The sequence below is a fragment of the Plantactinospora sp. CNZ320 genome (genome assembly GCF_002846275.1).
In genome coordinates this window covers 4,859,086-4,872,547 of sequence record NZ_PJMP01000001.1, presented here as the reverse complement: position 1 = coordinate 4,872,547, position 13,462 = coordinate 4,859,086, and the positions used below count along the sequence as shown (strand labels likewise).

The following is a 13,462-nucleotide window of genomic DNA, read 5'->3' as shown; positions in this document are numbered from 1 at the left end:
ATGGATGCGACCGAGGAGTGGCTGCGCGCCGAGCAGGCGGCGACGGGTGGGCCGGTGCCGCTGCGCCGGCTGGCCCGCGAGCTGGTACGCGGTGGCGACCCGCGAGCCGCCGCGGCGGTCTACGACCGGGCGTACGCCCTCGACCCGGGTGACGCCGACCTGGCCGGGGAACGCGGTGAGCTGCTGGACCGGTTGGCCGTCGAGGAGCACGGCCTGACCTTCCGGTACGTCCCGGCCGGCACCTTCCTGATGGGCTCGGAGACAGCCGACCTGGACGAGTGGCCGGTGCACCGGGTGCGGCTGGACGGCTACTGGCTTTCCGAGACCCCGGTGAGCTGGTCGGCGTACTGCCGGTTGATGGGTTGGCTGCCGCCGCCGGACGGGTACCCGCCGAAGGACGACGACGCCGGCACTGTCGACAGGCGTGCGTTGTTCACGCTGGACGGGGCGAACCGGATCCGCCTGCAGTACTGCGAGGACGAGAGCACCCGGGCGATCGACTGGCACGCGCACGATCCTCGGATGAGGCTGACCCGCGGCGACGAGCCGGTGGATCCGGTGTCCGTGTTCGGCGTACCGCCCCGGGCGAACCCGGACCGGCCGTTCGCGTACGACCAGAAGCCGATGGTCTGCGTCGCCGCGCAGGACGCCGAGGAGCTCTGCGAGCGGATCTCCACCGAGGCGGTCCGTTACCGGCTGCCCACCGAGGCCGAGTGGGAGCGGGCCGCCCGGGGTGGCCTGGTCGGCCGCCACTATCCGTGGGGGGACGAGCCGCCGACTCCGCAACGGTGCGACTTCGACAGGTTCGACGAGTTCTCGATCCTGCCGATGCGCCGGCACCCACCCAACGGCTACGGCCTGTACGGGATGGCCGGCTCGGTCTGGGAGTGGACCGCCGACCGGTACGACGCCGAGTACTACCTGGAGAGCCCGGTGGAGAACCCGACCGGCCCGGTCGACGGGGAGCAGCGGGTACTCCGGGGAGGTTCCTGGGCGGACTGTGCCGGCGCGGTGAGCGTCTCGTTCCGGATGTCCCGCGCCTGCACGAGTTGGCGGGACGGCGCCTGGGGTGGGCACATCGCCCCGAACATCGGCTTCCGGCTCTGCCGCACCGAACTTCCGGCGGCGCAGGAGTCGGGACGGGCGGTCACGGGTCGAGGTCGGCCGGGGTGAGCAGGTAGTTGAGCCGGAGTTCCGGCACCGTTTCCGGTGTTACCTCGGCGACCAGGCAGGTGGTGCCGAGGATGCTGGCTCCGCGTCGGGCGGCGATCTCGTGCAGGGCGCGTACCTGGGCGCCGCTGGCCACCCAGTCGTCCACCACGAGTACCCGGTCGCCGGGGGCCAGGTGCCGGTCGCGTACCCCGAGAGCCAGCCGGCGGCCCCGGTAGTCGGCGGCGGTCCAGGCCCAGGTGGTCGGCTCGGCGATCCGCCGCTCGCCGGTGTTCTTGTACGCCGGCACGAAGCCGACGCCCAGCGCGGTCGCGACCAGCGGACCGAGCAGCAGGCCGGTGACCTCGGGCGCGACCACCACTGTCGGCGGGTCCGCCCGGAACGGCTCGGCCAGGGCCGGACCGATCCCGGCGAGGATCTCCGGGTCCCGCCACCAGCCGGAGACGTCGCTGACCAGGTGCGTGCTCTCCGGCCCCGGGTCGATCCACCGGAACGCCTCGACCAGCCGTCTGCACAGTTCAGGGCGCACGGGGACCATCTTGCGGCATTGCCTGACGCACCCGGGTACGGGCACGACCGACCCACTGCGGGTCGGATGATCGGCTACACGTTTCACCACATAATCGGGCGAAAGCAAATGATCACGTTGACTTCCGAAGTGCCAACCTCGTTACGGTTCGACCCGATCTCTGTTGTTCCTACGAGAGGACGGTGCGGTGGCTGGGAAGCATGCCCGAATTCGGATCCTGCGCTGGCCGGCCGGCGTGGTGGCGGCCGGTGCGGTCGCCGTCGCGGTGATCGGGGCGGGCGCGGCCGGGGTGGTGACGTTCGGCACCGAGCCGACCGCCAACTCCGCCCCTGCCCTGGTCGACGTCACCACCCCGGCCACTCCGGAGGCGCCGGTGACGACCGCACCCACGCCTGTCCCGGACGCGGTCACCCCCACACCGACCCGGTCGCCCGAGCGCGCCTCGCGGGCCAGTTCCCGCCCCTCGCCGAGCCGGACCACCACCCCGAAGAAGCCCGCCACCAAGCGGCCGGCGACCAGCCCGGCGTCCCGGGTGGTGCAGACCGGCTCGTGCGGCGCCTCCTACTACGACCAGGGTCAGGTCACCGCGAACGGTGAGGCCTTCGACCCGAACGCGCTGACCGCCGCACACAAGACGCTGCCCTTCAACACCCGGGTCCGGGTGACGAACCCCGACAACGGCCGGTCGGTGGTGGTCCGGATCAACGACCGGGGGCCGTTCATCGAGGGCCGCTGCATCGACCTGTCCCGGGCCGGCTTCGCGGCGATCGCCGCGCTGAGTGCCGGCCACATCGACGTACGGTACGAGGTGCTCGGCTGAGCGGTACGACGACCCGGTGACCGGGCGAAGGCGCGATGTGAGGTACGTGATCCAAGAATGTTCATTCGACTTGCAACGGTTGGCTGACTCGGCGACAAGATCCGGCGGATCCGGACCTGTGGGCTACGCCAGGTGGCCAGAACGCGATCGGACGAGGAGTCAACTTCGTACAATCGCGGTCGTCGATCAGGCATGCTGTTCCGCGTACCCATGCGACTGATGCCCTCGGGTCCTCGCCCGCTGAGCCAAGGTTCCCGCGCCGGTCTCGGCGCGGCCCTCGTGCTGCTCGCACTCGTCTCGGTGGTGGAGTTCGCCGACGAATCCAAGGTCAACTATGTCGGGCTGGTCGCGGCGGCCCCCTTCCTGGCCGCCGCCTTCGCCTCCTGGCGGGTGGTACTCGCGGTCGGTGTCATCGCCACCGTGCTGGCCGCCTCGCTGGCCTGGGGCGGCCGGGTCGTGCCGCTGGCCAGCACCGTCAACCTGGTCGGCGTGGTGTTGGCGACGGCGATCGCGGCGCTCTTCGCGGTGATCCGCCAGCGGCAGGAGGAGCGGATCGCCGAACTGTCCAAGCTCGCCTCGGTGGCCCAGCAGGCGGTGCTGCGCCCGATCGGCCCGCAGGTCGGCAGCCTGGCGGTGGCCGGTCACTACATCTCGTCGACCGCCGCCGCGGACATCGGCGGCGACCTGTACGAGGCGATCGACACCCCGTACGGGGTGCGGATCATCATCGGCGACGTCCGGGGCAAGGGGCTCGACGCGGTACGGCTGGCAAGCATCGTGCTCGGCTCCTACCGGCACGTGGCGTACGAGCGGGCCGACCTGCGGGCCATCGTGGCCGATCTGGACCGGGCGGTGGCCCGCAACGTCGGCGACGAGGATTTCGTCACCGCCGCGCTGGTCGAGGAGCGGGGCGGCACGCTCACGATCGTCAACTGTGGTCATCCGGCCCCGCTGCTGCTCCGGCGCGGTCAGGTGATCCCCTTGGAGCCGCCGGCCCCCGCGCCGCCGCTCGGCTTCATGCCCGTGGTCCGGCCCCGGGTGGAGCGACTCGAACCGGGCGACCGGCTGCTGCTCTTCACCGACGGGCTCGGCGAGGCCCGCCGGGACGGGGAGTTCTTCCCGACCGTGGACCGGGCCTGGCAACTGCTCGGCCACGGCACCGTCGCCGACGGCCTGGCCTCGCTGGAGACGGCCCTGGTCGAGTGGGTACGCGGTCGGCTCGACGACGACATCGCGCTGGTCCTGATGGAGTACCCGGGACCGCACTCGGCAACCGCGGCACCGGTGCCCAGCTGGGAGGTCGGCGCCCCGGACAACTGACGGCACCCTGCATAAGGTTGCCGTCAGTGTGGCGCGGGTCACTGGGGCGGGCGCTCCGCAGCGACTTACTCGCTAGTAATATAGCTTCTGTTACTGCCGGGTAACCTGTGTTCGTGAAGTCCGGGGGGCAGAGGCGTATGACCCACTACAGGAGCAATCGGCGAGACCTCGAGTTCAATCTCTTCGAGGTCTTCGGCGCGGACGAGGCGTTCGGCGTCGGCCCGTACGCCGAACTCGACACCGACACCGCGCGCAGCGTGCTCGCCGAGGTGGAGCGGCTGGCCCGGGAGGACCTGGCGACCAGCTACACCGAGGGCGACCGCAACCCGCCGGTCTTCGACCCGGCCACGCACAGCGCGCCGCTGCCCGAGTCGTTCAAGAAGTCCTTCCAGACGATGATGGACTCCGAGTTCTGGCGGATGGACCTGCCGGCCGAACTCGACGGCACGATGGCGCCCCGCGCCCTCTGGTGGTCGGCGGCCGAGCTGATCCTCGGCGCCAACGCACCACTGTGGATGTACGCCGGTGGCCCCTCCTTCGCGCACACCCTCTACCGGGAGGGGACCGAGCGGCAGAAGAGGTGGGCCAAGCTCTTCGTCGAGAAGCAGTGGGCCGCCACCATGGTGCTCACCGAGCCGGACGCCGGCTCGGATGTCGGCGCCGGCCGGGCCAGGGCGATCCCGCAGCCGGACGGTTCCTGGCACATCGAGGGCGTCAAGCGCTTCATCACGAGTGGTGAGCACGACCTGACGGACAACATCATCCACTATGTACTCGCCCGGCCGGTCGGGGTGGAGGGGGTCGGCGGCCCCGGCACCAAGGGGCTGTCGCTGTTCATCGTCCCCAAGTTCCACTTCGACTCCGAAACCGGCGAGCTTCGCGAGCGCAACGGCGTCTACGCCACCAACCTCGAGCACAAGATGGGGCTGAAGGTCTCGAACACCTGCGAGATGACCTTCGGCGAGCACGGCGTACCGGCCAAGGGCTGGCTGCTGGGCGACGTGCACGACGGCATCCGGCAGATGTTCCTGATCATCGAGTACGCCCGGATGATGGTCGGTACCAAGGCGATCGCCACGCTCTCCACCGGCTACCTCAACGCCCTCGAGTACGCGAAGAGCCGTGTGCAGGGCGCCGACCTGCTCCGCTCGACGGACAGGAACGCACCCCGGGTCACCATCACGCACCACCCGGACGTACGCCGTTCGCTGATGCTGCAGAAGGCGTACGCCGAGGGCCTGCGCGCGCTCGTCTGCTACACCGCGACCTGGCAGGACCGGATCAACGTCGCCGAGGCGAATGGCGACGAGGCGGGCGCCAAGCTCGCCAAGGGCGTCAACGACCTGTTGCTGCCGCTGGTGAAGGGTGTCGGCTCGGAGCGCGCCTACGAGTTGCTCGGCCACGAGTCGTTGCAGACGTTCGGCGGTTCCGGTTTCCTCCAGGACTACCCCCTGGAGCAGTACGTCCGAGACGCGAAGATCGACACCCTCTACGAGGGTACGACCGCGATCCAGAGCCTCGACCTGTTCTTCCGGAAGATCGTCCGGGATCGCGGTACCAGCCTGATGGCGGTGGCCGGCGAGATCACGGCGTTCGTGGAGTCCGGCGGTGGCACCGAGGCGGCCGCCGGGGACTCGGCCGGGCCGGGCGACGGCCAGCTCAAGGAGGAGCGGGCCGCGCTGGGCCGGGCGCTCGGCGAGGTCCAGGCGATGGTGGGCACGATGACCGGATGGCTGGTCGAGGCCCAGGGCGGCGAGGCCCGGGCGCTCTACAAGGTCGGGCTCAGCAGCCGGCGCTTCCTGCTCGCCGTCGGTGACCTGGTGGTCGGCTGGCTGCTCCAGCGGCAGGCCGAGGTCGCGCTGCGGGCGCTGGGCGGCGAGGTGACCCCGGAGGACAAGGCGTTCTACACCGGCAAGCTGGCCGCTGCCCGGTTCTTCGCCCGGGAGGTACTGCCCCGGATCGGCGCCGACCGGCGGATCGTGCAGGCCGCCGACCTGGAGCTGATGGACCTGCCCGAGGAAGCCTTCTAGGCGTCCGCCCGGGGGGCGGAAACAGGACGCTTTTCGGCGGCCGGTGGAGCTGTTGCTCCCCGGCCGCCGCGCTATTGTTGAGGCGGTGCTAGGAGCAGTTTGACCGGATTTGTCATGAAAGCCCACGACCCATCGCACGGGGGAGTGCAGCGGACATGGGCATCGGTACGGGAATTTTCCTCATCACCCTGGGAGCCATCCTGACGTTCGCGGTCAGGGCGAACGTCTGGTGGCTCGACCTTCGCGCGGTCGGCTGGGTCTTCATCCTGGCCGGGGTCGCGGTGCTGGCCACCACGCTGTGGTATTGGCAGGACCGCAAGAAGCGGGCACGGACCCTGATTGTGGAGGAGAACCGGCTGTCGCATCCGACGGCGATGATGCCGCCGCCACCGGATCCGCCGCCACCGAGCGCGCCACCCACCTGATCCGCCGGTCAGCCCCGGTCAGCCCCGGGCGGTGTGCCACTTGACGATCGGGCCGGCCTGGGCGCTCACGTCCGCCCACTCGCCGTCGATCCGGTGAATCACGATTCCGCTGGTACGCAGCCCGTCCGGGTCGGCGTGCACCGGATCGAGCAGAGTGGACAGCTCCGAGATCGCCGGGTTGTGCCCGACCAGCAGCAGCGTGCCCGCCTCCGGGTCCGTACCGCGGACGAGTTCGAGCAGATCCGCCGCGTGCCCGTGGTAGATCCGCTGGTCGTACCGGACCGTCGGCACCGCGTCACCGCCGGCCTGGCCGGTCGGGGCGGAGCTGGTCGGTGCTGGGGCGGTCTGTCCGGCCGGGACGCCGAGCGGGCGGATCGGCGGTGCCGCCATGCCCAGCGCCACGTCGTGCCAGGTCTGTCGGGTGCGCTTGGCCGGCGAGCAGAGCACCACCGCCGGCAGGTAGCCGCCGTGGCCCAGCCAGGCACCAGCAGCGGCCGCGTCAGCGTGCCCACGGGCGGTGAGCGGGCGCTCCGCGTCCGGCCCGGTGGTGGGCCGCTCGGCCTTGGCGTGCCGGAGCAACACCAGGCTCCGCCCGGGTACGTCGGGCCGCCGCGCGCCGATCGGATCGCCCTCTGCGCCGGTTCCGCCGGCCGCGCTGGTCTCCGTCACGTTGCTCTCCCTGGTCGCCTGGCGTCTGCGTCTCGTCGATCCCGTACCGGCTGACCGCGCCCCTCCGATGCGGGCGCCCTCGGGCCGGCTCGGCCGTTCTTGGCCGGTTCGGCACGCTCTCGGTCGGTTCGGCACGCTCTCGGCCCGGTTCGGCACCGACAACGCCCCGCTCACCAGCTTGCCGGATTCGGATTTGAAACGCCTGGGTATGTCGATGGATGCCGCGACCGTAGCCGGGACCGGCGCGAGCGGTACCAGTCGACAGCCTAGGAGGGCGATCCAGTGGGCATCGGTGGAAGCATTTTTCTCATTGCTCTCGGCGCGATCCTCGCCTTCGCGGTGAACGTCGAGGCGGGTTGGCTCAACCTGAACGTCGTCGGCTGGGTGCTGATGTTCGCCGGCCTGGCCGGGCTGGTGATGACCAGTTACCTCTGGCGCAACCGTCGCCGTACCGTGGTCACGCCGGTGGTCGACCCGCGAGCGCCCGTGCGCGAGGAGCAGATCGTCGAGGAGTACCACGACGTGCGGCGCCCCGGCCCCCCGCTCTGACCCGACGACCCGACGGCGGCCTGGCGACGGCTCAGGCGAACAGGGCGAAGTAGATCCCGACGTGGTGGCAGATGGCCGCGACCAGCGTGCAGGCGTGGAACAGCTCGTGGTGCCCGAAGACCGTGGGCCAGGGGTTGGGGCGGCGCAGCGCGTAGCAGACGGCACCGACGCTGTAGGCGGCGCCGCCCGCGACCAGCAGCGCGAGTACGGCGACTCCGCCCCGGTCCAGGATGTCCGGCAGCACCGCGACGGCGACCCAGCCCAGTGCGAGGTACAGCGGCGCGGAGACCCAGCGGGGCGCGTGCGGCCAGACCAGTTTCAGGGCCACCCCGGCGACCGCACCGCCCCAGACGGTCAGCAGCAGTATCGCCGCGCTCTTCGCCGGAAGCAGCAGCAGGCAGAACGGTGTGTAGGTGCCGGCGATGAACACGAAAATCATCGAGTGGTCGAGGCGGCGCATCAGCCGATAGCCGCGCTCGGACCAGACCCGCCGGTGGTAGAGCGCGCTCGTGCCGAAGAGGCCGCAGACCGTCACGCTGTAGACGAGGCAGCTGACCAGGGGCGTCCAGCCCGGCCGGGTGGCGGCGATCGCGCAGAGCACGACGCCGGCCACCACCGCGACGAAGAAGGCGTACGCGTGCAGCCAGCCTCGCATCCTTGGCTTGCCCAGGTCGACGGGGCGCAGCCTGATCGGTGCGGAGGTACTCACAGAATCAGGTTACGGCACCGTAGGTTACCCGGTGGTAGTTGTTGGGCAGTGGTTCCGATCACGCCCTCCGCCGGCCCTGGATCAGCTGTCCAGCCCGCGCAGCACCAGCGGCAGCCGGTGCACGCCGTCCGGGGTGATGCGCACCGGTACCCCCCAGTCCTGGCGGGTCAGGTGACAGGCGGCGTGCTCGGCCTCGGCGTCGCAGGTGGCGGCCTGCGCGACGACCTGGAGCACCCCCGAGCTGACCTGGTCGTTGAGCACCAGGCGGCGGGACAGCTCGGTGCTCACCCCGGCACCGTCGAGCAGCAGTTCGGGCGGGGAGGCGGAGACCTCCAGCCGGGTGGAGGGGCCGAACGAGGTGTCCAGCTTCTGCCCGGGCGGCGGCTCGAAGATGACGTCCAGGGTCAGCTCCCCGGCGGCGAGATCGGTGGGCGGGCGCTCCGTACGGTGCCGGCTCCCGGCGACCGTGCTGGCCCCGGCGGCGGAGAGGGCGCCCGGCGCCAGGCGGCTCAGCCGGTGTGCCGCCGACTCGACCACCAGCACCTCGCCGTCCCCGGTCAGCAGCACGTCACTCGGCTCGGCCAGCCCGACGGCGACCGTCGAGACGATCCCGGTCTCCGGGTCGAACCGCCGTACCGCCCCGTTGTAGGTGTCGGCCACCAGCACCGAGCCGTCCGGCAGCGCGCCGACCCCCAACGGATGCTGCAACAGCGCCTGCTCGGCCGGGCCGTCGACGTGGCCGAAGTCGAAGAGCCCCTGCCCGACGGCGGTGTGCAGCACCCCGTCGGCGACGAACCGCAGCGCACTGGTCTCGCTGTCGGCGATCCACAGCCGACGGCCGTCGGCGGAGGTCGCCAGCCCTGACGGCTGAGCCATCCAGACGTCCGGCAGCGGTCCGTCCCGCAACGCCTCGACCGTGGTACCCGCGTAGACGCCGACGGTCCGCTTGATCGGGTCGAACCACCACAGCTGGTGGATGCCGGCCATCGCCACGATCACCCGGTCGTCGTACCAGGCGAGATCCCAGGGGGAGGAGAGGTCGGCGGCGAGCGCGTCGTGCGCGTGGTCGTCCACTGTCGAGCGCCACTGCCGGCCGGAACCGGCCACCGTGGTCACCTCACCGGTCGCCAGCCGCACGCCCCGGAGCAGATGGTTCACGGTGTCCGCGACCACGATGTCGTAGCCGGCCACCTCGGCGGCGTGCGTGGGCAGCCGGCACAGGCCCTGCGGCTCGGCGAACCGGGCCACCTCGGCGGGCCCGTCCGACCGGCCCCGCTCGCCGGAGCCGATCCGCCGCAGCACGGTCTCGCCGTCCGGGGCCAACTCCAGCAGCGAGTGCCGGGCCGAGTCGGAGACCAGCAGGTTACCGCCGTCCAACTCGATCGCCTTGCCGGGAAACCGCAGCGGGGTCTCCGGCTCGGCCGGCGGCACGTACGGGCCCTCGCCCCGGTGCAGCGTGCCCTTCGCCTCGTGCGTGGCGATCAACTCGTCGAGCAGTCGGGAGAGTCCCTCGGCGTGGCCCTCACCGGCCATCGCGGCGACGACGTACCCCTCCGGGTCGATCACGTTCAGTGTCGGCCACGCCCTCGCGGCGTACTGCTGCCAGACCGCCATGTCGGCGTCGTCGAGTACCGGATGGGCGACGCCGTACCGCTCGACGGCGGCGGCCAGAGCCTCCGGGTCACGCTCGTGCTCGAACTTCGGCGAGTGCACCCCGATCACCACCAGGGCGTCGCCGTACTTCTCCTCCAGCGGGCGCAACTCGTCCAGCACGTGCAGGCAGTTGATACAACAAAAAGTCCAAAAGTCCAGAATGACTATCTTGCCGCGAAGGTCATGCAGTGTCAGATCCGCTCCACCGGTGTTGAGCCACCGGCGACCCTTCAGTTCGGGCGCGCGGACGCGGGGCGAAGTAGCCATGGGCCAACCCTGCCATGCCGTCACCGGGACCGCCCCCGGGCCCCGGGCAATGTGGTACGCCGAACCGCCCCACCCCGACCGGCATCCGGCGGCGCGCCGGACCGGAGACGACCAGCGCCCCGCCTCGGAAGCCGGGCGGGGCGCTGGTATCGACTCAGCCGTCTGGGCCGCTATCCGCCGGCGGCAGCCGCCGCCGGTTGCAGGCAGAGCACTTCCTTGCGATCCGGTACGACGATCGTCTGCGGGGTGTCCGCCGGGCACTCGCTCTTGTCGGTCACCTTCGAGGCGACCTTGAAGACGCCCTGCTCGGCGCAGTCCGCGACCACCGGCGTGCCGCCGGAGTCCTTGACGCAGGCGCCCACCGCCGGGTTGAACGGCGGCGGCGCCGCGTCGTCGCTGCCGATCTTGCCGAGCAGCCAGAGCGTGCCCAGCGGGACGGCCAGCAGCAGTACCGCCGCGACCAGGACCAGGAACAGCACCTTGCCGTTGCGCACCTGTGGCGTCGGCGGTTCGGTCTTGGACTCCGACTCGGCCGGCTCCGGCTTGAACGAGTCGAACCGTCCTGGCTGACCGTCGTCCGAGCTGTCCCAGCCCGGTCCGCTGGACGCCGGTGAGCCGTACTGGGGCGCGCCGCCGGGCGGTGCCCCGTACGTCCCCGGTGCCGCCCCGGGCGCTCCGTACGTCGTCGGCCCCGGGCCGGCCTGTCCGGGCCGGCCGAAACCGGGCCCGTCCCCGTCCGGCGGCGGACCGAAGCCCGGTCCACCCGGCGGCGGACCGAAGTCGGGCTGTCCGGGCGGCCCGCCGAACCGGTCGCTGCCGGGTGGTCCACCGAACCCGTCGCTGCCGGGCGGCCCGCCGAACCGGTCGGTGCCGGGCGGGGCGGAGGCGCCGAACTGGCCGGGAGCGGCCTGGCCGGCGCCACCCGCGGCGGGGCCGCCGAAGCGGTCCCCGTCGAAGGGCGCCGCTGCCCCGAACTGACCGCCGGACGGACCGGAGCCGAACCTGTCCGGCTCGCCCTGCCCGGACCCGCCGAACCGGTCACCGTCGAACGGGGCGGGACCGCCGAACCGATCCTGCTCGCCCTGCCCGGGCCGGCCGAAACCGTCCTGTCCACCGTGTCCGGGCCGGCCGAAACCATCCGGCTCGCCCTGTCCAGGCCGGCCGAAACCGTCCTGTCCACCCTGGCCGGGCCGGCCGAAACCGTCCTGATCGGCCTGTCCGGGCCCGCCGAAGCGGTCGCCGTCGAACGGCGCCGGCCCGTTCGGACCGGGACCGTCCACACCCACCCCGCCCGGCCCGTGCCCGGGCATGCCGCCGGGACCGGCCAGATCCGCGAAGGGTGACGCGTTCGACGGGCGGCTCGGCGCGTCGGCCTGCGGTGTCCGGGCGCCGGGAACGGCCACCCGGGTCGCCGGAGGCTCGTCGGGAAAGCCGTCACCGTGCTCGCCCGGCCCCGGCGGGACCGGCGGCGCACCGTAGACCGTCGGCCCGGCCCGGCGCGCGTCCGCGCCACCGGGCCGCTCGCCGTCCCAACCGGCTGGGCCGGCTGGGCCGGCTGGCGATCCTGGTTGGCCGTCGTCCCAGCCGCCCGGTCCGCTCGCCGGACCCGGCTGCTGGTCGGGCTCGTCCGCGCCGGCCGGGCGGCCGTACACCCGGGGTTTGGGCGCCGGTACCGAGGCTGCGGCGGCGAGGTCGGCCGGCGGCAGTACCCGGCTCGCCGCTGGTACGGCGGCACTTCCGGCCACGGCCCGGCCGGTGGCCCGGTCCGGTGTGCCCGACGACTCCGAGGTCCCCGACACACCGGGTACGGAGACCCGGCCGGCAACCGCCGAGTCGGTCGGAACCCTCGGCTGCGGTACGACGGGTGCGGCGCCGGGGGTCGGTGCGGGCGACTGTGGTGCCGCCTCGGGTACCCCGGGCCCCCAGCCGCCCTGGTCCCGGGCCGGTGAGCCGTACTCGCCGGCTGGCGGGCGACCGCCGGACGGCGGGTAGTCGGCCGGTGGTGCCGCCGCCAGACTGGCTCCGGGGATCCGGGTCTCCTGCGGCGGCAGCGGTACGGCGTTCCCGGGCGAGATCCCCGGCGCCGGACCCGGCTGGTATGCCGGCCCGTTCGACTCACGCCGGTCGAATTCGTGACCGCGCCCGTCGAACTCCGGTCCCCGCCGGTCGAACTCGGGTCCGCGCCCGTCGAACTCGGGTCCCCGGCGCTCGAACTCCGGCTCCCGCCTGTCGAATTCCGGCCGGGACGGCTCGAACGGGCCGGGCCTGCCCTCGCCGGACCCTGCCGACCAGGTCGGCGTCTGGGGCGCCCAGCCCGATGCCTGCGGCGCACCGCCGTGCGACGGCTCGGCCTGGTGGGAATGGTCGGCGGGGTGCTGTGGATAGTCGCTCGGCGGACCACCGGCGTCCGGGCGGGACCCGGGATCCGGGCGAGAGCCCGACTCCGCGCGGGGCGATGCCGCGCCCCAGGCCTCGGCCGCCGGCCAGGGCTCAGCCTCGGGGATGGTCGGCCGGCTGACCGGTGGATAGCTCGGCGGCTCGGCGGGCTGGGCCGGGCTCCCCGGTGCCGCAGACGGGTAGCCGGGGGCACCGTACTGCTGGCCGGGGTAGCTCGGACCACCGCCGGGCGCCGGGTCCGGATAGCCGGACGGCCCGCCGGGCTGGCCGGGGTGGTCGGGGTAGCCCTGTGAGCCGGTGGACGGGCCGGCGCCGGGCGGATATCCCGGGGCGCCGCTCGACGGCTCGGCGGGCTGACCGGCACCGGCCCAGCGCGGTGGACCGGACTGGCTGGGCGGGCTTCCCCACTCCGGCGGGAAGCTCGAGTCCTCCGAGGGCGCCGGCGGTGCACCGGCGGACTCCGGCGGCGGGCCCCACGGGCTGTCCGGCCTGGGGGCGACCGCGCCCGGGGCTTCGCCCGGAGCTGCCCAGCCGGCCGGGCCGGGGTGCCCCGGGGCGCCGGGTGATTCGTTCCAGGCCACCGGTGCGCTGGCCCGTCCCGCGGGTGGCGGCGGGGCCCAGCCGAAGTCGGCCGGTGGCGTACCAACGGATCCCTGGGGCGGGAACCGGTCGTCGTGTTGTGGTGCGGGGTTGCCGTACGGGGCTGGGCCTGCGGCGCCCGGCGCAGCCTCGTCCGGCCACCGGCCGGGGTGCTGCGGATCCTCGGACGTCATGCGCGCGCCTCCTCCATCACATGTCGGCCGCGCCGGTCTCGTGCGCCGGTCGCCAGCCAGGTTGCCGGCGACTCCGGTGCGCGACACCGGGCTGGGCAAGCTCCCCGCACGTTAGCCGGTCCAGACCGGCAGCGCTCGGGCAGCGCGGGTC

General features: G+C 72.8%; 11 protein-coding genes. 6 read left to right on the top strand and 5 right to left on the bottom strand.

Translation table 11 applies throughout. The annotated features are described in order from the left end of the window. A complete protein-coding gene (locus CLT71_RS21675; RefSeq protein WP_101368717.1) occupies positions 1-1,173 on the top strand; it encodes an SUMF1/EgtB/PvdO family nonheme iron enzyme in 1,173 nt (390 codons plus the stop codon). On the opposite strand, the gene CLT71_RS21670 is transcribed toward CLT71_RS21675, so the two are convergent. Then, entirely contained in the window at positions 1,148-1,699 is a 552-nt protein-coding gene (locus tag CLT71_RS21670) for a phosphoribosyltransferase family protein (protein WP_101371665.1), read from the bottom strand. The genes CLT71_RS21675 and CLT71_RS21670 overlap by 26 nt on opposite strands. A gap of 187 nt (positions 1,700-1,886) precedes the next feature. Between CLT71_RS21670 and CLT71_RS21665 the strand changes: the two genes are divergently transcribed. The 4 genes from CLT71_RS21665 (at position 1,887) to CLT71_RS21650 (ending at position 6,294) form a co-directional block, all read left to right on the top strand. After that, the gene (locus CLT71_RS21665) at positions 1,887-2,519 is read left to right on the top strand and encodes a septal ring lytic transglycosylase RlpA family protein (protein ID WP_101368716.1); all 633 of its coding nucleotides are present in this window, start codon (positions 1,887-1,889) and stop codon (positions 2,517-2,519) included. A 192-nt stretch (positions 2,520-2,711) separates the two neighbouring features. After that, a complete protein-coding gene (locus CLT71_RS21660) occupies positions 2,712-3,839 on the top strand; it encodes a PP2C family protein-serine/threonine phosphatase (protein ID WP_101368715.1) in 1,128 nt (375 codons plus the stop codon). Between the two features lie 137 nt (positions 3,840-3,976). Then, positions 3,977-5,869, top strand: a complete 1,893-nt coding sequence (locus CLT71_RS21655) for an acyl-CoA dehydrogenase (RefSeq protein ID WP_101368714.1) — start codon at positions 3,977-3,979, stop codon at positions 5,867-5,869. A gap of 155 nt (positions 5,870-6,024) precedes the next feature. Next, the gene (locus CLT71_RS21650) at positions 6,025-6,294 is read left to right on the top strand and encodes a DUF6458 family protein (RefSeq protein ID WP_101368713.1); all 270 of its coding nucleotides are present in this window, start codon (positions 6,025-6,027) and stop codon (positions 6,292-6,294) included. A gap of 18 nt (positions 6,295-6,312) precedes the next feature. On the opposite strand, the gene CLT71_RS21645 is transcribed toward CLT71_RS21650, so the two are convergent. Further along, on the bottom strand, positions 6,313-6,915 hold the full coding sequence (locus CLT71_RS21645) for a histidine phosphatase family protein (protein WP_101371664.1): 603 nt from the start codon (positions 6,913-6,915) through the stop codon (positions 6,313-6,315). Positions 6,916-7,245: 330 nt separating this feature from the next. Here CLT71_RS21645 and CLT71_RS21640 point away from each other — a divergent pair, with 330 nt between their 5' ends. Beyond that, positions 7,246-7,512 (top strand): DUF6458 family protein, encoded by a 267-nt coding sequence (locus CLT71_RS21640; protein ID WP_101368712.1) that lies wholly within the window; start codon positions 7,246-7,248, stop codon positions 7,510-7,512. Between the two features lie 31 nt (positions 7,513-7,543). Here CLT71_RS21640 and trhA read toward each other — a convergent pair whose 3' ends face one another. The 3 genes from trhA to CLT71_RS21625 form a co-directional block, all read right to left on the bottom strand. Then, complete coding sequence (gene trhA, locus CLT71_RS21635) at positions 7,544-8,221, bottom strand: PAQR family membrane homeostasis protein TrhA (RefSeq protein ID WP_101368711.1); 678 nt, start codon at positions 8,219-8,221, stop codon at positions 7,544-7,546. A gap of 81 nt (positions 8,222-8,302) precedes the next feature. Beyond that, a complete protein-coding gene (locus CLT71_RS21630) occupies positions 8,303-10,141 on the bottom strand; it encodes an NHL domain-containing thioredoxin family protein (protein WP_101368710.1) in 1,839 nt (612 codons plus the stop codon). 170 nt (positions 10,142-10,311) lie between these two features. Beyond that, positions 10,312-13,311 (bottom strand): hypothetical protein, encoded by a 3,000-nt coding sequence (locus CLT71_RS21625; protein ID WP_101368709.1) that lies wholly within the window; start codon positions 13,309-13,311, stop codon positions 10,312-10,314. Between the last annotated feature and the right edge of the window lie 151 nt (positions 13,312-13,462).

Excerpts from the sequence above, each read along its gene's own strand:
- CLT71_RS21650 (WP_101368713.1), top strand. The coding sequence starts at position 6,025 with ATGGGCATCGGTACGGGAATTTTCCTCATCACCCTGGGAGCCATCCTG.
- CLT71_RS21625 (WP_101368709.1), bottom strand. The coding sequence starts at position 13,311 with ATGACGTCCGAGGATCCGCAGCACCCCGGCCGGTGGCCGGACGAGGCT.
- CLT71_RS21655 (WP_101368714.1), top strand. The coding sequence starts at position 3,977 with ATGACCCACTACAGGAGCAATCGGCGAGACCTCGAGTTCAATCTCTTC.
- CLT71_RS21660 (WP_101368715.1), top strand. The coding sequence starts at position 2,712 with ATGCTGTTCCGCGTACCCATGCGACTGATGCCCTCGGGTCCTCGCCCG.
- CLT71_RS21675 (WP_101368717.1), top strand. The coding sequence starts at position 1 with ATGGATGCGACCGAGGAGTGGCTGCGCGCCGAGCAGGCGGCGACGGGT.
- CLT71_RS21630 (WP_101368710.1), bottom strand. The coding sequence starts at position 10,141 with ATGGCTACTTCGCCCCGCGTCCGCGCGCCCGAACTGAAGGGTCGCCGG.